Here is a 20,931-nt window from a genome sequence, read left to right as displayed (position 1 = left end):
GCCGTTGCCCGGCACTCGGTGGGCCGGTTCCGGCCGGGTACCGACCCCATGTTCCGACCACGTCAGTTCACGCGTCCCACGCCCCCGTACCGTAGGGCTCCGTGACGGTCGCCGCTCGTCTCGTAGCCACCGTAGCCGCCCCGCTGGACCCGGCGTCCGCGGATGCAGACCGCGGCCCCGGCCGTCGGGAGCCCCGCACCCGGGCCGGTATCCACGCCCTGACCGCATGGCGGCGCCCGCCTCCCTTTACGGGGAGACGGGCGCCGTCGTGTCACTGTCAGGACCTGCCGGCCTCCTCGTTCGAGTAGCACCGGGCGATCACGTCGGCATACGGACGGGCGAACGCCTCGCTGCGGGCGAGCATGGCCGTGAGGTCGATCCCGGTTCCGTCCGGCCCGGCCGAGGAGAGGGAGCGGATGTCGGCCGTGCGGGCCTCGGACTCGAGGGTCGCGAAGTCGACCTCCTCCCACTCGCCCCCCGGATAGTCCTCGGTGCCCATGTCGTACCGGGCCTCGGCCAGTTCGTCCGCTCGCTCGAAGGCGTGCACGAGGTGCTCGGTCGCCTCCGGCTCCTGAAGGGCGTCGAGCACCTCGGTGGCGAACACCAGGTGGTCGACGACCTCGGTCTCGAAGGGCGGCCCGTCGGGGTCGCTGTCCTCGAGTACCCCTTCCAGCCTGCCGCGGAGCCCGTCGAGTTCCTCGTCGGACACCTCGGACCGATCCGTGGCGGCATCGTGTCGGCAGATCCGCAGCGCGACGTCCCGCGCCGCGGCGAGTGCGTCGTGGTGCCGCTCGAACCAGGGAGCGAACTTGGGATCCTCCAGGAACCCGCAGTAGCGGACGAGCAGCAGCGCGGCCACCCGCTTACGGTCCTGCGGCGCCAGCAGTGACGCCTGTTGCACGTCGTCGTCCGCGCTCATCTGCGGAACATCCTCTCGCCGAAGAACTGGAACCTACCCGCGAGCGTCTGCACGAAGCCCGGGAAGGTCGGTCCGGAGAGCTTGAGACCCCGGCCCCGCACCGCATTCTCGCAGTACGCGCAGACGTTGCGGTTGGCCGCTCCGCCCAGGAACTCCCAGCCCTGGCTGTCCATGTACTGCAGCGCGGTCATCTCCGCGTGCCCCTTGCCGTTGGCGAACACTTCGCCCGCGGACTCGTCCAGCTTGCTCTTGATGGCCTTCGGGACGTAGCGGCGGTTGGAGGCGACGATGGTACGGATGTTGCCCGCCTGGTCACGCGCCATGACGACGGCGGTGGTGTCGTTCTTGTAGGCATAGCCGCCGTCCTTCTTCCCCGGGACCTTCAGGTTCTCGTGGAGGGCGCCGGCCTTGTCACTGGCCGCCTGGTCGTAGTCGGGACCGCACTCGTTGTGGACGAGGAGGCTGCGGCCGCCGGCGACGACGTAGTAGTCGTGGTCGGCCGCGACCGTGAGGTTGTGGACCCGCTTCTTGGCGTGGTCGTGGTCGACCGCCGTGATCTGGACCCACGTGCCGGACGAGGTGCGCAGCCACATCCCGGGCTCGAGCTGCTCGGCCTTGGCCCAGCGGCCCGAGTCGGGCAGCCAGTAGTGGTGGCCCGCTGTCGAGGTGATCTCGCCGGTGGCGTGGCCCTTTGTGCCGTCGACGTCGACCGTGAGGGTGACCAGGTGCTTGTCGCCCTCGTGGCTGCGGGTGTCGGTGACCTGCCGGCCTCGGGTCTCGCCGCTCTCGACGTCCGTCGCGAGGACGTGGTCGCCCTCGCGCAGGTCCTCGATGGCCTTGGTGGAGCCGTCGGCGAGCACGACCTGTGTGCCCGGTACGAAGCTGTTGACCTTGCAGGTCTTGGCATCGGTCTTGGCCGGGGTGCTGGGGGCGTCGCCGTCCGCCTTGCGGACGTCGTTGCCCGCGTCGGCCGCGTCCCCGGCACGGTCGGTGGTCTTGCGGGCGTCGTTGGCCGAGTCGAGGGCGTCCATACCCTTCTCGGCGTACCTGCCCGCCTTGACGGCGGACGCGCCGTAGCCGACCAGCGGGATCGCCGACGACATCGAGAGTGCGGCGTCGACGTAGTTGCCTTCCGCCGCGTACCAGATGCCGTTGGCGACGTCGGCGACTTCACCGACGACCGGGATGAGGCCGACCACGTCGAGGGCCGCGTGGCCGATGTCGGACAGCGAGAGCCCGAAGAGGTGTCCGTCGAGTTCGACGAAGCTGATCGGGTTGCCGCCGGCGAAGGCGTAGCGGTTGCCGGTGAACGGGTCCGTGGCCAGCGACATGTCGGCGAGCGCGCCGCCGTACGAGTCGCGGGTCAGGAAGCGGTTCAGGCCCGGGTCGTAGTTCCGGAAGCCCATGTCGTACGTGCCCGACGCCTTGTCCCAGCGGGACGAGTTGTAGCGGAAGGCGTTGTACGACTCCTTGTCGGGGTTCTGTGCGTCGGGCTTGTCCTCGCCGGTCATCTGCGACTCGTCGTCGCTGCCGTAGGCCGTGTAACCGTACGTGGACCGGGTCTTGCCGTCCTCCTTCGTGATGGCCTCGACGTCACCGCGCGGGCTGGTGGTGTACTGCGAGTACTCCTTGGCCCCGTCGTCCTTGTGCTTGATCTGCGTGGCCCGCTTGCCGGATGCCAGGTACTGGTACGACTTGTCGGCCTTGCCGTCGATCTCCTCGCGCAGCAGCGTGCTGTCGAGGCCGAGGTAGGTGAAGGCCGTGGTCTTGGGATCGGTGCCGGAGGTCGACTGCGAGACGGTCCGGTCGAACGGGTCGAAGACGTAGCTGGTGGTGGTGGCCGCGGCGCCGGTTCCGGAACGGGTCTTCACCGTCCGGTCGAACCCGTCGTAGTAGTACTTCTCCAGGCTCTGACCGCCGGTGCTCGTGGTGTCGAGCCGGCCCAACGGGTCGTAGTTGTAGGTGGAGGCGACCCCCGCCGTGGTCGACGACAGCAGGCGGTTGCGGTCGTAGCGGTGGGTGGTGGTGACGCCCGCGACCGACTGCTCGGTGATGTTGCTGTTGGCGTCGTAGCTGTAGGTCTCCGTGGACGGCGAGTCGCCGGCCTTGCCGACCTTGGTGACCCGGTCCTGCGGGTCGTAGTCGAAGGTGTAGGTGTTGTTGATGTACGCCGTGCTGTCGTCGGCGTTCATCAGTTTGAGCACGTCCTTGGAGCGGTGCCCGTTGGGCGAGTACTCGAGGTCGTGCTGGGAGACGACCGTGCCGCCGGACGTCTTCTCGACGGACTGCTTGACCGAGCCGTCGAGGTAGTACGTCAGGTCGAGCGTGTTGCCGTTGGGCTTCGTCTGCCGCAGCAGCTGTCCGCGCCCGGTGTACGTCAGCGTGGTGATCTGCTGGTTGCCGGCCGTCGGCGAGTCGGCGTTGGTGACCTTGGCGACAAGGCCGCGCGCGTCGTACTCGATCTTCGACCAGGTGAGGTCGTGGGTGGAGGTGAGCGGGTTGCCGTTCTCGTCGTAGGTCAGTGCGGAGGTGTTCTTCACCGCGCCGGCCGCGAGTTCCTCGACCTTGCTGACCCGGTTGATCCCGTCGTAGGCGATCCGGTAGGTGTCGATCTTCGCGCCGGGGCTGTTGTCCTTCACCTCCACCTTGTTGGCGTTGGCGTCGTAGGCGTAGGTGAAGTCCTTCTGCTCGGTGTCGCTCTCGCCCGTGTTGTCGCGGACCAGCTTCACCGCGTCGGCGAGAACCGTGCCGTTGGCCTTGTCGGTGAGGGTGACCTTCTGCGGCCCGTCCTCGACGAAGGCGTGCTTTCCGAGCGAGATCCAGGTCCCGGGATCCCGGGTCTGGTCGACGGTCCGGCTGGTGGTGCCGCCGTCGTGCGTGACCGCGAATGTGGCGTCGGTGGCCGCCCCGGAGACCTTCGGGTGGCGTACGAACACCTCGTACGTGCCGTTCTGCGGGATGTTGAGCTGCCACACGAACTGTGCGGTGCCCGTGCCCGCGGGGTGCGAGGCCATGTCGTGGCCGTACTGCTGCTCGGCCTGGCCGCGGGTCCAGGTGCCCTGGGTCGCGGTGTTGTGGAAGTCCGAGCTGTCGACGAGCACGGCCTGCCGGCCCACCGGCACTCCGTTGTCGAAGAACGCCCTCTCATTGCCGGACCGGTAGAAGTCCCAGCTCAGCGTGCGCTGCTGGGAACCGCCGGCGGAGGTGATGGTGTTCTTCGTCTGCTGGCCGAGTTCGTTGTAGTCGTAGGACGTCGTGATGTCCCACGGGTCCTTGGACGTCCTCGCCCAGCCGTTGTCGTAGTAGGTGTACCGGGTGGTGTTGCGGACCGTCTGACCGTCGGACGGGGGCGCCGAGACGGACTCCAGGTTGCCGACCTCGTCGTAGGCGTAGACGGTCGTGTCCGGAGTCGTGTACCCAGGGGTGTCCTTGTCGAACGGGGAGCGTTCCTCCTTCACCCGGTTGAGCTCGTCGTAGACCGTCTCCGACGTGAAGTCGTCCGGGTCGTCGGCGGTCGCCACTCCGCGCGGGGTGATCGTGCGGGTCTTGTTGCCGACCGGGTCGTACTCGTACCTCGTGGTGTGGTACTTGATCGTGCCGCCGGCGTCCTTGCTCACCGGGACACGGGACTCCACCAGGGCACCGCGCTCGTCGTACGAGGCGAGCGACTCGTTGCCCTCGGCATCGGTACGGCCGATCGCGAGTCCGTCCTTGTCGTACCGGCCGGAGGTGGTCCAGCCGAGGGCGTCGGTGGTCCGTGTCACCCGGTGGTTCAGGTCGTACTCGTACTTGGTGCTGTAGTCGTCGGGGTCGGGTGTGGCGTTCGTCCTCGGGTCGGTTTCCTTGACGATGTTGCCGACGCTGTCGTATTCCGAGGTGGCCCGGCCGCCGTTCGCGTCGACCACTGCGACGGGCTGATAGATCGCGTCGTAGGTGGTCGTGGTGGTGTGGTCACCCGCCGTCGCCGTCTCATTGCCCTTCGGCGAGGTGGTCGTCAGGACATTGCCGACCTTGTCGTAGGTCGTGGTGGTCCTGCGGGGCGCGTCGGTCGCGAGGTCGCCCGGCACGGTGGACTCGGTGACCTGGTCGGCCTTGTCGTACACCGCAGTCGACACGGCACCGTTGGGCGCCGTGACCTTGGTGATGTTGTCGTTGGTGTCGTAGACCGGCGCCGGGGTCGTGATGAACACGCCCGCTGCCTGGTCCTTGGGCTCCTTCTTCTCCAGCGGCCGGCCGAAGGCGTCGTAGGTCTGGGTGACCTCCGCGCCCTTGGCGTTGGTGACCTTGAGGACGTTGCCGCGCGCGTCGTAGGCGAAGGCCGAGGTGCCGCCCGCGGCGTCGGTGATCTCGGCCGGGTAGCCGACCGGCTGGAAGCCGCTGTTGACGGTCGCGTGGCCGTTGGCGTCGATCGACCGGGTGACCTGGCCGTAGGTGTCGTACTCGGTGCGCGAGGTGTAGTCGCCCTCGGTGGCGGACGCCACGCCCTTCGGGTCGGTCACCGAGGTGACGTTGCCGCGGGTGTCGTAGCCGAACTGCCAGGTGCGGCCCTCGGGGGACTTCTTCTGGAAGAGGTCGGCGATGTGGCCGTCCAGGCCGGTGGCGTAGGTGAAGGTCTGAGCCTCGGTGCCGTTCTTGTTGGCCTCGGCGTCCTTCTGCTCCAGCGGGTAACCGGTCTTCGGGTCGTAGGCCCAGGTGGTCACCGCCCCGTTGGCCTCTTCGAGGCGCGTGACGTTGTTGTCCGCGTCCCAGGCCAGCTTCGTCGTCTCCGACTTGGCGTTGGTGATGGTGTTCGGGCGGCCGTAGCCGTCCAGGGACTGGGTCGTGGTGTGGTTCTCGGCGTCCGTCACCTTGGTCTCGATGAACGAGCCCGCGGTGCCGTCCGGGTCGCGGTAGACGTAGCCGGTGGTGCCGGCGAGGCGGTCGGTGATCGTCTGGGTGTTCCAGTGGAACTTCGGGTCGTCACCCTCGCTCGGGTAGTAGTAGTCGAGCGAGGTGGCGTTGCCGCGCGGATCGGTGACCTTGACCAGCTTGGCGTTCTTGTTGCCCTGGGTGGCGTCGTACTCGAAGCCGAACACCTTCGGCTGGGACGAGCCCGCACCGTCGGTGAGCCTGGTGAGCAGGCCCTTGTCCGAGTATTCGAAAGTGAGCTTGCGGCCCGAGATGTCCGTCATCGACCTGACGTGGTCGATGATCTTCGGGCTGGTGGTGTCGGCCTTCGTCCAGTAGTCGACGGTCAGGCTCTGCCGCCCGGCCGGGTCGGTGATGTACCGCAGGAATTTCAGCGGCTTGTTGTTCGACTTCCGCTCTTCGTACGTGTAGGTCTGCGTGTTGCCGTTCTTGTCGGTGATCGACGTCAGGTAGCCGTCGCAGTCGAAGAAGAACTGCGTCCGGTCGGGCCGGGTCAGCGACCAGGCCTTCGGGTCGCCGTCCTTGTTCGGGGTGCAGTCCACGCCCTCGCCCTGCCGCAGCAGGTAGTGGACGCCGGCCGGGGCCTTCCACGTACCGTCGTCCTGCTTGCGGAAGGTGTGCTCGGTGCCGTCGCCGTCGGGCAGCGTCACCTGGGTCGGGTTCGGGTTGGGGTGGAAGTCCAGCGCCGTGCCGAGCCGCAGCGGCATCGCGGCCTGCGCCGACCAGCCGTGGCCGAGGACGGTGTCGGAGGTGTCCTGCGAGTTGTAGGCGAAGCGGGCGAACGTGGTCAGTCCGCGGCCCGGGTTGGAGAAGGCGTTGTACTGCCAGACCGTGTTGCCCGCGTACAGGTTGGTCATCAGGGTCGAACCGGCGCCGGTGTTCTTGCCCGCGTACGAGTAGAACTTCTCCAGGCCGAGCTGGTTCGAGGTCGGGTCCTCGACGCGGACGTTCTGCGCGAGCGGCGCGATGGACTCCGTCGCCGACAGCCAGGTGCCCGCCGTCCGGTTGCGCAGGTCCCACTTGAGGACGTAATCGAGGCGCTTGTTGCCAGAGTCCGAGTTGATGGGGGCCTGCAACGCCGCCTTGACGGTGGCCGACTGACCGGGCAGCAGGTCCTCCGGCAGCGCCGTGGAGAGCTGGTTGCCGCCGGTGGTGGCGTCGGTGCCGTCGGGCAGCGACCAGGTGTAGGAGAGGGCCTGGTCGGCCGCCTTCCACACGCTGGTGGTGGTGTTGGTGACGGTGACGTCGACGGTGTACCGGTCACCGGGCGTCATCCGGGCGGGGGTGTAGGGCGAGAAGTACGTCGAGTCCGTGGACCTGGCGAGGTAGGTGACGACGAGCTGCGGGCGCAGCTGCGGCTCCTCGGCCTCCGAGGACAGGAAGAGCGTCCGCTCCTGCGGGCCGGTGGCCGACTCGTTCTGGAGCTTGATCGCGAGGCCCTTGTCGGACGCCGGGTCGCTCACCCAGGACTGGGCGAGCGAGGTGACGTTCCAGGACTGGCGGGCGGGGTCGTTGGTGACCGTGCCGACGGTGTCCGCGACGGCCGGGTCCATGTCGCCGCCGGGCGTGGTCCACGCCGTGGTGGCGTCCGCCTTGTTCCAGGAGGCGTCACTCTCGGCGAAGTCCTTCTTCAGGGCGTGGACCTCGTAGACGGCGCCGTCGCTGCCGGTGGTCGTCGTGGTGCCCCACAGGTCCAGCTGGGCGTCGATGACGCGGGAGGCCGACGGCACCTGGCTGAGCGCCGGGAACTTCAGCAGCGCCCGGGTCGTGCCGTACGTCGACGAGTTGTTGCCGACGGACAGCCACGGGTGACCGATGCCGGACTCGGTGATGGCGTCGTGACCGGTGGCGGGCCGGGCACTGGAGAGTGTGGTGTCCGCCGCGTCGCCTTGCAGGACCAAAGTGGTGCGGCCCGCCTTGGGCAGCTTCACGATCCGTGTCGGGGCGGGAACGACCTGGCCGTCCTTGGTCTTGACGGCGACCATGTAGTAGAAGACGTTGCCGAACGCGTCCACCGAGTCGGCCGGGGTCGGCGTCGCGGTGGTGTCGGTGTACGAGGTGGTGCTCTCCGGGACGGGCGCGATCAGCGTCTGCGGTGACGGCGTGAACGTCTGGAAGACGCTGCGGTGCACCTGGTACTCGACGATGTCGTCCCGGTCGCTGATCGGGTCCTGGTCCTGGTACGCGGCCCAGTTCAGCTCGGCCCCGGTGGCGTGGATCACGGTGGGGGCGTGCAGCGTGGCGCCCGGCCGGCCCCAGGTGAGCACCAGCTTGGGGTAGTTGGCGACCTCGCCCTTGTAGGCGTACTCGGCGGCCTCGTAGCGCGGGCCGCCCTTGGGGGCGTTCGCGCTCTCGTCGCCCGCCTTGACCACGAAGCCGTGGTTGGTGTGCGTGCCGTCGATCCAGGACTGGACGGTCCTGGTCACCGGGAAGCTGTGCCAGGTGTTGGCCTCACCGGGCTTCTTGGTGACCACGCCGCCCTTGGTGAAGCGCACGGCGTCGGCCAGGACGGCGGTCGAGGTCGACGCGGGGCCGTCGCCGAGTACCACCTTGCCCGCGGTGCCCGCCTTGAACGGGTGGGTGCCCAGCGTCTTCCACACGCCGCCGCTGCCGGCCCGCTGGTCGACGGCGTACGTGGTGCTGCCGCCGGCGTGGGTGACGGTGTACGGGGCGTTCCCGGCGCGGTCGGAGGCGGGCACGTAGTGCGCCTCGACCTGGTAGTCGCCGTCCTCGGGGAGGTTCGGCTGCCAGGTGTACGTGTCGCCCGCGACCGAGTCCTTGTTGTACAGGTAGTCCTTGTTGACCGCGTACTGCGTGTAGGCGGTGTTGCCGGACGCCGGCCAGGAGCCCTTCGCCGCGGTGGTCCCGCTGTCGCGGTCGTCGACGAGGACGGAGGTGCCGGACAGCTCGCCGGTGATGCCGGAGGCGTTGTCCCACGTCGCGGTGGTCTCGTCCCAGGCGGCGGTGGCTCGGTGCGCCTCCAGCCGGACCTCGCTGTCGCCCGTGGTGTGGGTCTGGTCGAAGTACAGCTTGAGGTCGGCCGAGTCCAGCTTCGTGCCGGCCGGCACGGCCCCCAGCGGGAACCTGAGCAGGGCCCGGGAGGAACCGCTGGTGGTGTTGCCGACGGACAGGCGCCAGTTGCCGTCGTAGTTCGACGCCGGGCCGTCGGAGCTGATCATCACGTCCTGCGACTGGGAGGCCGTGGGCGCGATGGAGATGGTCGGGTCGACGATCACCGGGTAGCGGCGCTCGGGCGCCCCCAGCCACGCGGCGTCGGGCCGCAGCGTGAGCGTGTACGAGGTGCCCTTGCCGCGCAGGGTCTGCTCGACCCGGTCCGTGCCGGCGACCCCGTACGGCGACTCGCCGTCCTTCTTGGCGTCCGTCATGAAGGGGGCGGGGATGACCAGTGCGGGGCGGGTGGGGCCGGAGCTCTCGCTGTAGAGGGCGATCGAGCCGCCCGCCCGGCGTTCGGCCTTCAGGCCGCCGGTGGTGAGGGTGAACTCGTAGGACGGCGCCGTGGTGGGCGCCGCGTTGAGGACGATGCCCTCCTTCACGGTGCCGTTGCCGACGGTGTAGGTCAGATCGGCGCCGTCGCCCAGCGCGTTCTTGTAGGTGACCGTGGACCCGTCGGCCTCCGGCTTCAGGCTGCCGGTGGCGCCCTTGACGCCGATGGCGGCCCAGCGGCCCTCGTCGAGCTCGAAGCGGACAAGCTCACCGGGACGCTCACCGAAGTAGGTGCGCGCCACGTTGGTGGTGTTGGCCAGGGTGAAGCCCTTGCGGTCCGCCGGCCTCACGGTGGGGTCGATGGCCCGCCAGCTCTTGCCCGCGTCGTAGTGCGTGGGAACGGCGGAGACCTCGGACTGGATCCGCCCGTCGGACAGCTGCCAGTGCCGGGAGCCGGGGGTGCGCCGGTCGGTGAGCTCCTTGACCCGCTCGGGCTTCGGAGCGGCCCTGCCCTTGGGCAGGTGCTCGTTGCTGGGCACGGCGGTGTCCGGCAGTTCCGGGGGTTTCGCTGCCGGCTTGTCGTCGTCGTCGAGGCCGAAGAAGTCCTTCAGCCCTTCCGTGAAACCGGAGCCGCCGCCGGATGGCGCGGCGAACGCCGGTTGCGGTACGCCCGTGAGGGCCACCGCCACGACGCAGCTGATCACCAGCGAGCGTCGCATCCGTCTCTCTGACATCGTCTCTCCTCGCTCAACTAACGCCTTCCAGGGGCGAGTTGTAGCGAGGTTGGCCCTGCCCATGTCAAGCAAGGCGACATTTGGTACTCAGGGCGCGAGACGGGCGGAGGTGGTGACGGACCCGCCGCCCGGCCAGGGTGCCGGACCCCCTGGCCGGCCGGCGGGGCTGCGCGTCAGAGCAGGACGCGGGACGAGCTGGTCACCAGGTCGGTCAGTGGCGGCAGGAACTCCGGGTCGCCACCCAGGCCGGTGAGGATGCGCAGGGCGTGGTCGCGGAAGCCGTGGATGTCGTGGCGGAAGCGGTCGAGTGCGGCGGGGGCGCGGAGGAGGCCGGTCAGCGTGGTGCGGGCCGCGGCGGAATCGGGGGCGGCGGCGTGCAGGGCCGTGATCCGGTCGGAGTGTTCGGGGGCGGCCCCGTCGAGGGCGCAGGCGAGAAGGTAGGTGACCGTGCCGTTCCGCAGGTCCTCGTCGCGGCCGGACAGCAGGTCCTCCTGGTCGTTGAAGAGCTGCCACAGGATGCCGAAGACGGAGCCGAACTCACGCCAGCGGTCCACTCTCTCCGCATCCGCTCCCGACAGCGTCGCGGCCATTGCCGTGATCATCGCGAACGGTGCGCCGGACTTGCCGCGGTAGACCTCCGCGACCACCTCACGCGTCGCGCGCCCGGCCTCCCCGCCCAGATCGGCCAGCTGGCCCTCGGCCGCCGCGGCGGCGCACCGCAGCGCCTCGTCCGTCAGTGCGCCGCGCACCGGTTCGGGGACGGGCAGCGAGCGCAGGATCCGCAGGGGCAGGACGTGTCCGGTGACGACGGAGGCGAGGAGCGCCTCGTGCGCGCCGAGGGCGCCGCCGGCCACGATCGAGGTGTTGCCGTCGGCGATGTCGTCGAGGTAGCAGGCGGAGGTCCACCACAGGTCGTGGACGGCCGCTATCGGAACGGCGGGGCCGGGATCGCCCGTCTCCGCGCCGTGCACGAGCAGAGCCAGCGCGGACAGCGGGTACGTGAACGTCTGGTGCCGTAAGAGGCCGGCGACCGCGGTCCTCAGCTCGCTCGAGGACGGACCGAGGCCTTCGAGGGCGCTGTCCACCTCGGCGTCGATGTCCGCTGCGAACTTCTGGTGCAGGTCCACGTACGCGTTCGCGTTCCCTGCGGCGATCCCGGTGCCCGGCCGGTCGCGTACGCCGCGTGCCGCGCGTTCCGCCGCTGCGGCCCCACGTCGGTGGTCGCCGCCTATGTGATCTCCAGAGCTCGTCATTCCGGGATCGTAACCAGCGTGCGACGGGCGGTGGTTGGGCCTCCGGAAGCGGAATGCCGCGGCTTCCCATCGGCTGTGCGGCCGGCATGAGCGACGCCGCCGGCCCGCCGGGGTCGTCCCCCGGCCGCGCCGCGGCCCACCGGAAGATTCAGCCCGACGGCATGGTGCGCCGTCCGCCCTCCGCGGGAACAATGGTCGGTCGTCCCCCCGATCCGCGACAGGGGAGAACATGTCACAGCGCAGTGACCTCCGGCGGCGCAGGGCCGCCCTGGAGGACGAGTGGTCCCGATGGGTGCCCGGGTCGAAGGCGGCCACATGGTCACCGGCCGGCGGCGAGACGTTGCGGCCCGAGGTCACGGAGTCCTGGGTGCGGTCGCTCAGCAGCGTCGATCCCGGCCGGGACAGCGCCCCCGTCTCGGACGGTGGCGCGGTGCACCAACGCTGGGCCCGATCACCACTGCGCGGCCCCGTCGAGGGGCTGACGGACGAGCTGCACAGCATCGCCGACGACGCCGGGTTCGTCACCGCGGTCACCGACGAGTGCGGCACCATCCTGTGGACGTGCGGCGGCCGGACCATGCAGCGTCGCGCGGAACGGGTCAACTTCGCGCCGGGCGGCCGGTGGGACGAGCAGGCCATGGGGACCAACGCGCTGTCGCTGGCGCTGCGTACGGGCCGCCCGAGCACGATCTTCTCCGCCGAGCACCTGGTCACCGCCCTGCACGGCTGGGTCTGCTACTGCGCGCCGATCCGCGACGCCGGCGGCCGGATCCTCGGCGTGCTGGACCTGTCGACCACCTGGGACCGCTCGCACCCGCTGGCCATGTCCACGGTGCGCACGCTGGTCTCGACGATCGAGACCCGGCTGCGGGCGGAGCCGCCGGGGCCGCGCACCGGGGGCGTGCGGCTGCGGTGCCTGGGGGCGCAGGGAGCCGTGCGGGACGGTACGCCACTGCCGTTGCGGCCGCGTCAGCTGGAGATCCTGACCCTGCTCGCGCTGGAGCCCGACGGCTTCCCGCCGGAGCGGCTGCGCGAGGCGCTGTACGGCGAAAGGCCCGTCACCGCCTCCACGTTCAAGGCGGAGATCTCCCACCTGCGCCGCGCCCTGTCCGGCGGCATCGCGACCCGCCGCTACGCGCTGACGACGCCCGTCGCCTGCGACGCCGTCGATCTGCTGCGCGCACTGGAGACCGGCGACACCGCCGCCGCGCTGCGCCTCTACCGCGGGCCGCTGCTGCCCCGGTCGGAGGCGCCGGGGATCGTGGAGTGGCGGGCCCAGCTGGAGGTCGCCGTACGGGAGGCGGTCCTCGCCAGCGCCCGCCCGGAACACGCCCTCCGCTACGGCGAACGGGCCCCGTACGACACGGAGGTGCACCAGCACGCGCTGCGCCTGCTGGGACCGGGCGACGCCCGCCGGGCGCTCGCGGCCGGGCGGTTGAGCACCGCCCTGCGCGACGACTGACAACCAACCGGAGGCCCGGGCCCCCGGCGCAAGCGCGGGGCCACGCCCTCGACCGTCCGAGGCGGCCGGGCCGCGCCAACCCCGCGCCAACCTCGCGCGCCCACAGTGTGCTCAGCGCAGCGGCGTGACCGCCGCCGTGCCACCGCACTCGCCATCCACCGAGGAGAGCCGCCATGGTGTACGCGCAGCCAGGTTCCGAGGGCAGCATCGTCGACTTCGCCCGGCGATACGACAACTTCATCGGGGGCGACTGGGTCGCCCCCGTGGAGGGCCGGTACTTCGACAATCCGACGCCGGTGACGGGCAAGGTCTTCTGCGAGGTCGCCCGGTCGACGGGCGCGGACATCGACCTGGCCCTGGACGCGGCCCACGCCGCGGCGGGCAAGTGGGGCCGGACGTCCGCCACGGAACGGGCCAACATCCTCAACCGCATCGCGGACCGGATCGAGGAGAACCTCGAGAAGATCGCCGTCGCGGAGACATGGGAGAACGGCAAGCCGGTGCGCGAGACGCTCGCGGCCGACATCCCCCTGGCCGTGGACCACTTCCGGTACTTCGCCGGCGTCGTCCGCGCCCAGGAGGGCAGCATCGCGGAGATCGACGCGGACACCGTGGCGTACCACTACCACGAGCCGTTGGGCGTGGTCGGCCAGATCATCCCCTGGAACTTCCCCGTCCTGATGGCCGCCTGGAAGCTGGCGCCCGCGCTGGCCGCGGGCAACTGCGTCGTCATCAAACCGGCCGAGCAGACGCCGGTCAGCCTGCTGCTGGTGGTCGAGCTGATCGCCGACCTGCTCCCGCCGGGGGTGCTCAACGTCGTCAACGGCTTCGGCGTCGAAGCCGGCAAACCGCTCGCCTCCAGCCCGCGCGTCGCCAAGGTGGCGTTCACCGGAGAGACCACCACCGGGCGTCTGATCATGCAGTACGCCAGCGAGAACATCATTCCCGTCACGCTGGAGCTGGGCGGCAAGAGCCCGAACATCTTCCTGCCCGACGTGACCGCCGCCGACGACGACTACCTGGACAAGGCCGTCGAGGGCTTCGTGATGTTCGCGCTCAATCAGGGCGAGGTCTGCACCTGCCCGTCCCGGGCGCTGATCCACTCGTCGGTCTACGACGAGTTCATGGCCCGCTGCGTCGAGCGCACCAAGGCGATCGTCAGCGGCGATCCGCTGGACCCGGCGACGATGATCGGCGCGCAGGCGAGCAACGACCAGTACGAGAAGATCCTTTCGTACATCGACATCGGCACCCAGGAAGGCGCCGAGATCCTCACCGGCGGCGGGCCGCGCACGGTGGCAGGGCTGGAAGGCGGCTACTACATCGAGCCGACGATCTTCCGCGGCAGGAACGACATGCGGATCTTCCAGGAGGAGATCTTCGGCCCGGTCGTCTCCGTCACGACGTACGACTCGGTCGACGAGGCGCTGAAGATCGCGAACGACACGCTGTACGGCCTGGGGGCGGGCGTGTGGACCCGGGACGGGAACACCGCGTACCGCCTGGGCCGGGAGATCAAGGCCGGCCGGGTGTGGACCAACTGCTACCACGCCTACCCGGCGCATGCGGCGTTCGGCGGCTACAAGAAGTCCGGCATCGGCCGGGAGAACCACAAGATGATGCTCGACCACTACCAGCAGACGAAGAACCTGCTGGTCAGCTACTCGGCGAAGAAGCTCGGATTCTTCTGATGGCCGAGCGGGCGAGGCGGGTGGCACTGTCGGCCGCCGCCGAGGAACTGGTGGGACGACTCGCCGCGCGGCACGGGCCGGTGATGTTCCACCAGTCCGGTGGCTGCTGCGACGGCAGCGCGCCCATGTGCTACCCCCGGGGCGAGTTCAGGGTCGGCGGCTCCGACGTGCTGCTCGGCGAGGTGGCCGGCGGCACCCCGTTCTGGATGAGCGCGGACCAGTACGCGTACTGGCGGCACACCCACCTCACCGTCGACGTGGTGCCCGGACGGGGCAGCGGCTTCTCGCTGGAGGCGCCGGAAGGAGTGCGGTTCCTGCTCCGGTCCCGGCTTCTCACGGACGCCGAGCTGGCCCGGATCGAGGCGGAGCCGCCCCTGCCGACGGGTGACGAGGTGACCGGCTGACCGATTCACCGGCCGAGCGGCTGAACGGCTGACCACCCGGCCGGGCGGCTGCGCGGCACGGACCCGCCGGCCGGACGCTCCACGGCCTCACGGCACGGGAGCCGGACCCGTAGTGCCGGGTCCGGCTCCCGTGAGTCCGTCTGCGCGACGGCTCGGTCAGGCGTTGGGGCGCTTGCCGTGGTTCGCGCCCTTCTTCTTACGGGCGCGCCGCTTGTTGCCTCGCTTGGACATGCGCGTCTCCCTCGGATCGGGACCTTTCGGACGCCGCCAGTCTAGGAACCGAGCCCTGGGGCCGCATCAGCGCGCCGGGGTCAGCACACGCTCCAGGTCCGCCAGGTCCTTGCCGATCGAGCCACGCACCTTGCGCGCCATCAGCGGGGCGGCGAGGCGGTAGTAGCCGCCCGTCTCGCCGCGCACCCGGATCCGGGCCAGGGTGCCGTTCCGCCGTGGCGCGAAGGTGTACGTGACGTGCATCGGCATCGGACCCGCCACAGAGACCATGTCGAGCAGCCGGAGCGGCTCGTGGGCGGCCACCCGCAGCACGTAGTCGATCCGCTTGCCCAGGAAGTAGGCCGTCCGGGTCACCTCGGCCCCGACTCCGAAGCCGCCGCCCTCGGCCTCCCGCGTCAGTGCGGCGCGGCGGATGCCCTGGGTCCACTCGTGGTCGTGGCGCCAGTCCATGGCGTAGGACGCGACGCGCTCGGGCGGCAGCGGGATCAGACGCTCGGCCGTCTCGTCGATGCTCATACCGCTCACCCGCTCCGCTCCCGGCCGGACCTGCCGACCTGCCGACCTGCCGACCTGCCTGCGGTAAGGATCGCGGCGGCGGGCCCGCACCGCGACCGGCCGGGGCGGCGCGGGCCTACCAGCCGGCGCCGGCGATCTGGCGGGTCGTGGCGTTGAACCGGTTGAACATGTTGGTCACGCCGATCATCAGCGTCAGCGAGGCGAGCTGCTTCTCGTCGTAGTGCTCGGCGGCCGCGTTCCAGACGTCGTCCGGGACGGGGTCGGACCGGTCGGCCAGCCGGGTCGCCGCCTCGGTCAGCGCCAGGGCCGCACGCTCCGCGTCGGTGAAGTACGGCGCTTCCCGCCAGGCCGCGACGGCCGCCAGCCGCTCCTCGGTCTCCCCTGCCTTGCGGGCGCTCTGCGTACCGGCGACGACGCAGTAGCTGCACCCGTTGATCTGACTGGCCCGCAGGTGCACCAACTCCAGGGTCGCCGAGGGGACTCCGCCCGTACGGACCGCCTTGAGCAGGTCGAGTACGGGCTGCATGGCCTCGGGGACGACGACTGCCGGGTTGCTGATCCGTGCCTGCATGATCGTGCTCCTCATCGCTTCCGCTCCGTTCTTGCTCCGTCACTGACATGACCCTCGGCGACGGGCGGATGTGACAGGCCGGGCGGAATGCCCGGGAACGCCTTGCACGGGCAGCTGCCGGCCGGGGCGCCGTATCCGTCAGCGCGGCGCCGGTTCGGCCGGGCGCAGCGGTGCGGGCGCGGCCCGGCGGGCCAGCCGGTGGCGGGTACGGGTGAGCATCAGACGGGCCGTCAGGGGGTGGAAGTGGCGCACCAGGGCCCAGTACAGGCGGCCGCGCAGGTTGTGGATCGTGACGACGGTGGTGAGCGTGGCCGTGTCGTCCTCGATCAGGAGCGAGGCCCGGAAGTCGAGGTGTCCGGCGTCCTTGCCCAGGAGGATCTCGTTCGGGGCGGTCGCACGGACGGGGAACGGGAGGACGGTGCGCCAGGCTTCGGGATCCCGGGGCATTCCGGGATTCAGCGGGATCCGGCAGGCGTCCATGAAGTCCGGCTTCTCATAGGCCTGTCGGGCCAGGGTTGCCGACGCCGGGGGCGGGGCGGCCTTCGCCCGGTCGCCGACGGCGCGGTGCAGGAGGCGCGCCCTGCGGGTCCAGCGGGTGGGCCGCAGCGGGGCGCCGGGGCTGGCGGCGCGGACGGCGTTGTCGAGCAGTTCCTCGACCATCGTGTCGTGCAGGGGCCCGATCACCAGCGCCCACAGCAGGGTCTCCCGGACGTTCTGCCGCTGTTCGAGCACATGCCGCACCAGGCACCGGCCGGGGCCGAGCGGCTCTATCTCCAGCGCGTGGAAGCCGTTCTCCGGGGGCGGGAAGTCGAAGCGTATGCGGCGGCCGGGCTCGTACTCGCCGACCGCGTAACGGACGAAGCCGTGGCCGCCGGCGGCGCCGACACCGAGCGGACGGTCGAAACGGATGGGGGGCCACACCGGAGTGGGGCTGAGCGGGTCGTCGGGGGCCGAGACGCGGTCCAACAGGGCCCCGGCGGTCTCCGCCGGGGCGTCGACGATCCGCTCGTGAACGTTCCGCAGCGTGCGCATCACGCACCTCCATACGGTGGCGTACGTTTCTCCGTACGGTACCGTATGGAGATGCGGAAAGGTGAGACGGAGAAGAACCGGGAGCGCAAACGGCTGACCGTCGGCGACTGGGCGGACGCCGCTCTCGCGGCCATGGCCGAGCGCGGGCTCGCCGGAGTCGCCGTGGAGCCGCTCGCCGCCCGGCTCGGCACCACCAAGGGCAGCTTCTACTGGCACTTCACCAACCGGGACGCGCTCGTCGCGGCGGCGCTCGAGCGCTGGGAGGAGATCTGCACCGAGCAGATCATCGTCGCCGTCGAGGCGGAGGCCGATCCGGAGAAGCGGCTCCGCACCCTGCTGCACCACGCGACGACGTCGGCCGCGGACGATCCGCTCGAGGTGTCACTGCTCGCCACCGCCGCCGACCCCCGCGTGGCCGCGGTCCTTCAGCGGGTGACCGAGCGCCGCATCGGGTACGTGGCCGGGCTCTTCGAGGAGTTGGGCTTCGGCGCGCAGGAGGCGGCCCGGCTCGGCCTGCTGGCCTACAGCAGCTACCTCGGGCACACCCAGCTCAGCCATGCCGTCCCCCACGTCCTGCCCGCCGGCGCCGGACGGGACGCCTACCTCGAGTCGGTCATCGACACCCTGCTCCGCCGGTAACCGCGCACCGCCCCCGGCCGGCACTCGGCCGGACCGTCGCCCACCGCGACCCGGCCCGGAGCCCCGGCCCGCGGGCCGCGTGCCGGAGCGGACCGCGCCGACCGCGCGACGCCCGCCACCGCCGGGCGCGGCCGGAGCCCGGCGGCCAGGCCCGCCACCTCCGACCCGCGCTCCCGGCCCCCCCCGCAGGCGGAGGAGCGCTCAGGCCGAGGAGCGCTTCCGCTGTGCGGCCTTCTTCGCCGCCGGCTTCTTCTCCGCGGAGGACGCCGACTTCTCCGTGGACCTGGACGCCGACTTCTTCGCCGCCGTGGAAGTCGACTTCGTCTTCTTGGCGACCGTCTTCTTCGCCGCCGTCTTCTTCGCCGCCGTCGAGGTCGACTTCTTCGTACCGCCGGACGACTTCGGCGAGGCCGCGGCACGCCGCCCCTTGATCGGCGTCACCCGCGCCTTCTCGCCCGAGGGCTCCTCCACCCCCTCGCCCCGCGCCTCCTGCGCCGCCCGCACGCTGCTCTCCAGCGCCGCCATGAGGTCGATGACCTTGCCGCCCTCGCGTTCCGCCGGGGCATGCTCGGGGAGCTCGCCGCCTCCCTCCACCTTCGCGGCGATCATGGACTCGACCGCCTCGCGGTAGTCGTCGTGCAGCGAATCGAGATCGACCTCACCGAGGGTGTTCATCAGCGCGTCCGCCAGGTCGAGTTCGGCCTCCCGTACGGCCACGTCGGTCTGCGGCGCCACCCCCTCCGGCTCTCTGATCTCGTCCGGCCACAGCAGCCCGTGCATGGCGATCACTTCGTCCACGACCCGGAGCATGCCGAGCCGTTCCCGGCCGCGGAGCGCGAACTTGGCGATCGCCACCCGATCGGAGCGCTTGAGGGCCTCGCGCAGCAGCGTGTAGGGCTTGGCGGCCGGAGCGCCGTTGGCGGAGAGGTAGTAGGCCGCGTCCATCTGAAGCGGGTCGATCGCGGAGGCGGGCACGAAGGCGACGATCTCGATCGTCTTCGCCGTCGGCAACGGGAGGGCCGCGAGATCCTCGTCGGTGATCGGGATCATCGAGCCGTCGGCGTCCTCGTAGGCCTTTCCGATCTCGGACTGCGTGACCTCCTTCTCCTCCAGTTCGCAGACCTTGCGGTAGCGGATCCGGCCGCCGTCGGCGGCGTGGACCTGGCGGAAGGAGACGGAGTGGTTCTCGGTGGCGTTGACCAGCTTGATCGGGATGCTGACCAGCCCGAAGGAGATCGCGCCGTTCCAGATGGATCGCACGTTTCATCCCTTTCGTCCGAGAAAATTCGGGTTCCGTGGGATTCTCATCGTATGACGCCGATCACAGAGGTGGAGGGGCGGCGCCTGGCGCTCACCAACCTGGAGAAGGTCATCCATCCCGCCACCGGGACCACCAAGGGCGAGATCGTGCACTACTACGCCGTCATGGCGGAGGCGATCCTCCCTCACCTCAAGGGCCGCCCGGTGTCCTTCCTGAGGTATCCGGACGGGCCGGACGGGCAGCTGTTCTTCACCAAGAACCCGCCCCCGGGCACCCCGGACTGGGTGCGCACGACGCCGGTCCCCCGCTCGGAGGATCCCAAGGCCCGCCAGGTCGTGATCGACGACCTCCCGTCACTCGTATGGGCGGCCAACCTGGTGGTCGAGTTCCACACCCCGCAGTGGCGGGCGGACGAGCCCGCCGTCGCCGACCGCCTGGTGTTCGACCTCGATCCCGGGGCGCCCGCGACCATCGCCGAGTGCTGCGAGGTGGCTGTGTGGCTGCGCGAGCGGCTCGCGCGGGACGGGCTGGAGGCGTACGCCAAGACGTCCGGCTCCAAGGGCCTGCATCTGGTCGTACCGGTGACGCCCACCCCCTCGGAGCAGGTCTCCGCCTATGCGAAGTCGCTGGCCGTCGAGGGCGAGGCCGAACTGCCGAAGCTGGTGCTGCACCGGATGGCGCGCTCGTTGCGGCCGGGCAAGGTCTTCGTCGACCACAGCCAGAACGCCGCCGCGAAGACGACCGCCACCCCGTACACCCTGCGGGCCCGCACGGAGCCCGCCGTCTCCGCACCGGTCACCTGGGAGGAGGTCGAGGAGGGCCGCGCGGACGAGGGCCTCGCCTTCCGGCTCCACGACATCGCCCCCCGGCTGGAGCGGTACGGGGACCTCTTCGCCTCCGTGGACGACCCCGGCAGCGCCGGACGCCTGCCGTGACACTGCCCCGGCCACCCCTGAAGGTCGCGCTCGCCGAGTCGGTGAACGCGCTGCCGCGGGGCGCCGGCCTGGCCTACGAGCCGAAGTTCGACGGGCACCGCCTGGTGATCTTCCACATCGGTGGCGAGGTGCTGTTGCAGGCCCGCTCCGGACGGATCGTCACGGCCGCCTTCCCCGACCTGGTCGCCGCTGCGCGGGAACTGCCCGAGGACACGGTGCTCGACGGCGAGGTCGTGGTGTGGCGGAACGGGCGCACCGACTTCGCCGCCGTACAGAAGCGAGCGGCCGCCACACCGGGCAGGGCGCCCGCGCTGGCGCGCGCCCTGCCCGCCTCGTACGCCGCCTTCGACCTGCTCGCGGAGGGCGGCGTGGACCTGCGCCCGCTCGCGTACGAGAAGCGGCGGGCGCGGCTGGTGGCGGTGGCCGGGCCGCTGGGGCCGCCGCTCCAGCCCGTGCCGATGACGCGGGACCGGGCGGAGGCGGAAGGCTGGTACGAGAGCCTGCCCGGGATCGGCGTCGAAGGGCTGGTGATCAAGCGGCTGGACCAGTCGTACCGGGGCGGTGTGCGGCTGTGGCGCAAGCTGCGGCACACCCGCACCCATGACGCGGCCGTCGTCGGCTTCACCGGCAGCGGGGAGCGTCCGGCCGCGCTGGTCGTCGTACTGCCCGACGACGACACCCCGGTGGTGTCCGGTCCGATGGCGCCGGCGCTGCGGACACAGGCGGGGACCCTGCTCGCGAGGCGGGCGGGTGGCGGGAGCGGCACGGCGGTGGCGACCGGGATCGGCGAGGTCACCTACCGGGCGGTGGAGCCGGGAGTGACGGCGGAGGTGGAGCTGGGTACGACGCGGCACGCCGTGACGACGGTGGTACGGCTGCGGTCACCGGAAGAACTCGATTAATCAAGTTTGACTAATCGAGTGTGCGGGCA

At 70.7% G+C, this 20,931-nt stretch carries 14 protein-coding genes; 6 read left to right on the top strand and 8 right to left on the bottom strand.

The features are described 5' to 3' along the window. Positions 1 to 277: 277 nt before the first annotated feature. The 3 genes from ACIPJI_RS10035 to ACIPJI_RS10025 all read right to left on the bottom strand — a co-directional run bounded on the left by ACIPJI_RS10035 (position 278) and on the right by ACIPJI_RS10025 (position 11,258). Entirely contained in the window at positions 278 to 919 is a 642-nt protein-coding gene (locus ACIPJI_RS10035; RefSeq protein ID WP_402245452.1) for a hypothetical protein, read from the bottom strand. After that, positions 916 to 10,005: a DNRLRE domain-containing protein gene (locus ACIPJI_RS10030; protein ID WP_402245451.1), complete on the bottom strand. Its 9,090-nt coding sequence runs from the start codon at positions 10,003 to 10,005 to the stop codon at positions 916 to 918. Before ACIPJI_RS10030 ends, ACIPJI_RS10035 begins: the two co-directional genes overlap by 4 nt. Positions 10,006 to 10,178: 173 nt before the next feature. After that, a complete protein-coding gene (locus ACIPJI_RS10025; RefSeq protein WP_402245449.1) occupies positions 10,179 to 11,258 on the bottom strand; it encodes a polyprenyl synthetase family protein in 1,080 nt (359 codons plus the stop codon). A 229-nt stretch (positions 11,259 to 11,487) separates the two neighbouring features. Here ACIPJI_RS10025 and ACIPJI_RS10020 point away from each other — a divergent pair, with 229 nt between their 5' ends. The 3 genes from ACIPJI_RS10020 to ACIPJI_RS10010 all read left to right on the top strand — a co-directional run bounded on the left by ACIPJI_RS10020 (position 11,488) and on the right by ACIPJI_RS10010 (position 14,815). Then, on the top strand, positions 11,488 to 12,720 hold the full coding sequence (locus tag ACIPJI_RS10020; RefSeq protein WP_356621400.1) for a GAF domain-containing protein: 1,233 nt from the start codon (positions 11,488 to 11,490) through the stop codon (positions 12,718 to 12,720). Positions 12,721 to 12,893: 173 nt separating this feature from the next. Then, complete coding sequence (gene adh / locus ACIPJI_RS10015) at positions 12,894 to 14,411, top strand: aldehyde dehydrogenase (protein ID WP_307708272.1); 1,518 nt, start codon at positions 12,894 to 12,896, stop codon at positions 14,409 to 14,411. Beyond that, entirely contained in the window at positions 14,411 to 14,815 is a 405-nt protein-coding gene (locus ACIPJI_RS10010) for a DUF779 domain-containing protein (RefSeq protein WP_356621398.1), read from the top strand. Before adh ends, ACIPJI_RS10010 begins: the two co-directional genes overlap by 1 nt. A 156-nt stretch (positions 14,816 to 14,971) precedes the next feature. On the opposite strand, the gene ACIPJI_RS10005 is transcribed toward ACIPJI_RS10010, so the two are convergent. The 4 genes from ACIPJI_RS10005 to ACIPJI_RS09990 all read right to left on the bottom strand — a co-directional run bounded on the left by ACIPJI_RS10005 (position 14,972) and on the right by ACIPJI_RS09990 (position 17,165). Beyond that, the gene (locus ACIPJI_RS10005; protein ID WP_373297613.1) at positions 14,972 to 15,046 is read right to left on the bottom strand and encodes a 50S ribosomal protein bL37; all 75 of its coding nucleotides are present in this window, start codon (positions 15,044 to 15,046) and stop codon (positions 14,972 to 14,974) included. A 66-nt stretch (positions 15,047 to 15,112) separates the two neighbouring features. Then, on the bottom strand, positions 15,113 to 15,562 hold the full coding sequence (locus ACIPJI_RS10000; protein ID WP_356621397.1) for an SRPBCC family protein: 450 nt from the start codon (positions 15,560 to 15,562) through the stop codon (positions 15,113 to 15,115). Between the two features lie 115 nt (positions 15,563 to 15,677). After that, a complete protein-coding gene (locus tag ACIPJI_RS09995) occupies positions 15,678 to 16,133 on the bottom strand; it encodes a carboxymuconolactone decarboxylase family protein (protein WP_307710488.1) in 456 nt (151 codons plus the stop codon). Positions 16,134 to 16,271: 138 nt separating this feature from the next. Then, positions 16,272 to 17,165 (bottom strand): DUF2867 domain-containing protein, encoded by an 894-nt coding sequence (locus ACIPJI_RS09990; protein ID WP_402245446.1) that lies wholly within the window; start codon positions 17,163 to 17,165, stop codon positions 16,272 to 16,274. Between the two features lie 45 nt (positions 17,166 to 17,210). Between ACIPJI_RS09990 and ACIPJI_RS09985 the strand changes: the two genes are divergently transcribed. Further along, on the top strand, positions 17,211 to 17,804 hold the full coding sequence (locus ACIPJI_RS09985; protein ID WP_402245444.1) for a TetR/AcrR family transcriptional regulator: 594 nt from the start codon (positions 17,211 to 17,213) through the stop codon (positions 17,802 to 17,804). A 201-nt stretch (positions 17,805 to 18,005) separates the two neighbouring features. On the opposite strand, the gene ACIPJI_RS09980 is transcribed toward ACIPJI_RS09985, so the two are convergent. Next, a complete protein-coding gene (locus ACIPJI_RS09980) occupies positions 18,006 to 19,064 on the bottom strand; it encodes a Ku protein (protein WP_402245442.1) in 1,059 nt (352 codons plus the stop codon). Positions 19,065 to 19,115: 51 nt separating this feature from the next. Here ACIPJI_RS09980 and ligD point away from each other — a divergent pair, with 51 nt between their 5' ends. Next, on the top strand, positions 19,116 to 20,000 hold the full coding sequence (gene ligD, locus ACIPJI_RS09975; protein WP_402245440.1) for a non-homologous end-joining DNA ligase: 885 nt from the start codon (positions 19,116 to 19,118) through the stop codon (positions 19,998 to 20,000). Continuing rightward, positions 19,997 to 20,902 (top strand): ATP-dependent DNA ligase, encoded by a 906-nt coding sequence (locus ACIPJI_RS09970; RefSeq protein WP_402245438.1) that lies wholly within the window; start codon positions 19,997 to 19,999, stop codon positions 20,900 to 20,902. The genes ligD and ACIPJI_RS09970 overlap by 4 nt, the downstream gene beginning before the upstream one ends. The last annotated feature ends 29 nt before the right edge of the window (positions 20,903 to 20,931 follow it).

It is taken from the genome of Streptomyces sp. NPDC086835 (genome assembly GCF_044745705.1).
Lineage (GTDB): Bacteria > Actinomycetota > Actinomycetes > Streptomycetales > Streptomycetaceae > Streptomyces.
Note: the sequence above shows the minus strand (reverse complement) of the source record. Positions and strands in the feature narration are given on the sequence as shown.

Bases quoted from the DNA above. Each gene is read 5' to 3' on its own strand.
- ligD (WP_402245440.1), top strand. From the start codon at position 19,116: ATGACGCCGATCACAGAGGTGGAGGGGCGGCGCCTGGCGCTCACCAAC.
- adh (WP_307708272.1), top strand. From the start codon at position 12,894: ATGGTGTACGCGCAGCCAGGTTCCGAGGGCAGCATCGTCGACTTCGCC.
- ACIPJI_RS09985 (WP_402245444.1), top strand. From the start codon at position 17,211: ATGGAGATGCGGAAAGGTGAGACGGAGAAGAACCGGGAGCGCAAACGG.
- ACIPJI_RS09990 (WP_402245446.1), bottom strand. From the start codon at position 17,165: ATGCGCACGCTGCGGAACGTTCACGAGCGGATCGTCGACGCCCCGGCG.
- ACIPJI_RS10025 (WP_402245449.1), bottom strand. From the start codon at position 11,258: ATGACGAGCTCTGGAGATCACATAGGCGGCGACCACCGACGTGGGGCC.
- ACIPJI_RS10030 (WP_402245451.1), bottom strand. From the start codon at position 10,005: ATGTCAGAGAGACGGATGCGACGCTCGCTGGTGATCAGCTGCGTCGTG.
- ACIPJI_RS10010 (WP_356621398.1), top strand. From the start codon at position 14,411: ATGGCCGAGCGGGCGAGGCGGGTGGCACTGTCGGCCGCCGCCGAGGAA.
- ACIPJI_RS10035 (WP_402245452.1), bottom strand. From the start codon at position 919: ATGAGCGCGGACGACGACGTGCAACAGGCGTCACTGCTGGCGCCGCAG.
- ACIPJI_RS10000 (WP_356621397.1), bottom strand. From the start codon at position 15,562: ATGAGCATCGACGAGACGGCCGAGCGTCTGATCCCGCTGCCGCCCGAG.
- ACIPJI_RS09995 (WP_307710488.1), bottom strand. From the start codon at position 16,133: ATGCAGGCACGGATCAGCAACCCGGCAGTCGTCGTCCCCGAGGCCATG.
- ACIPJI_RS10020 (WP_356621400.1), top strand. From the start codon at position 11,488: ATGTCACAGCGCAGTGACCTCCGGCGGCGCAGGGCCGCCCTGGAGGAC.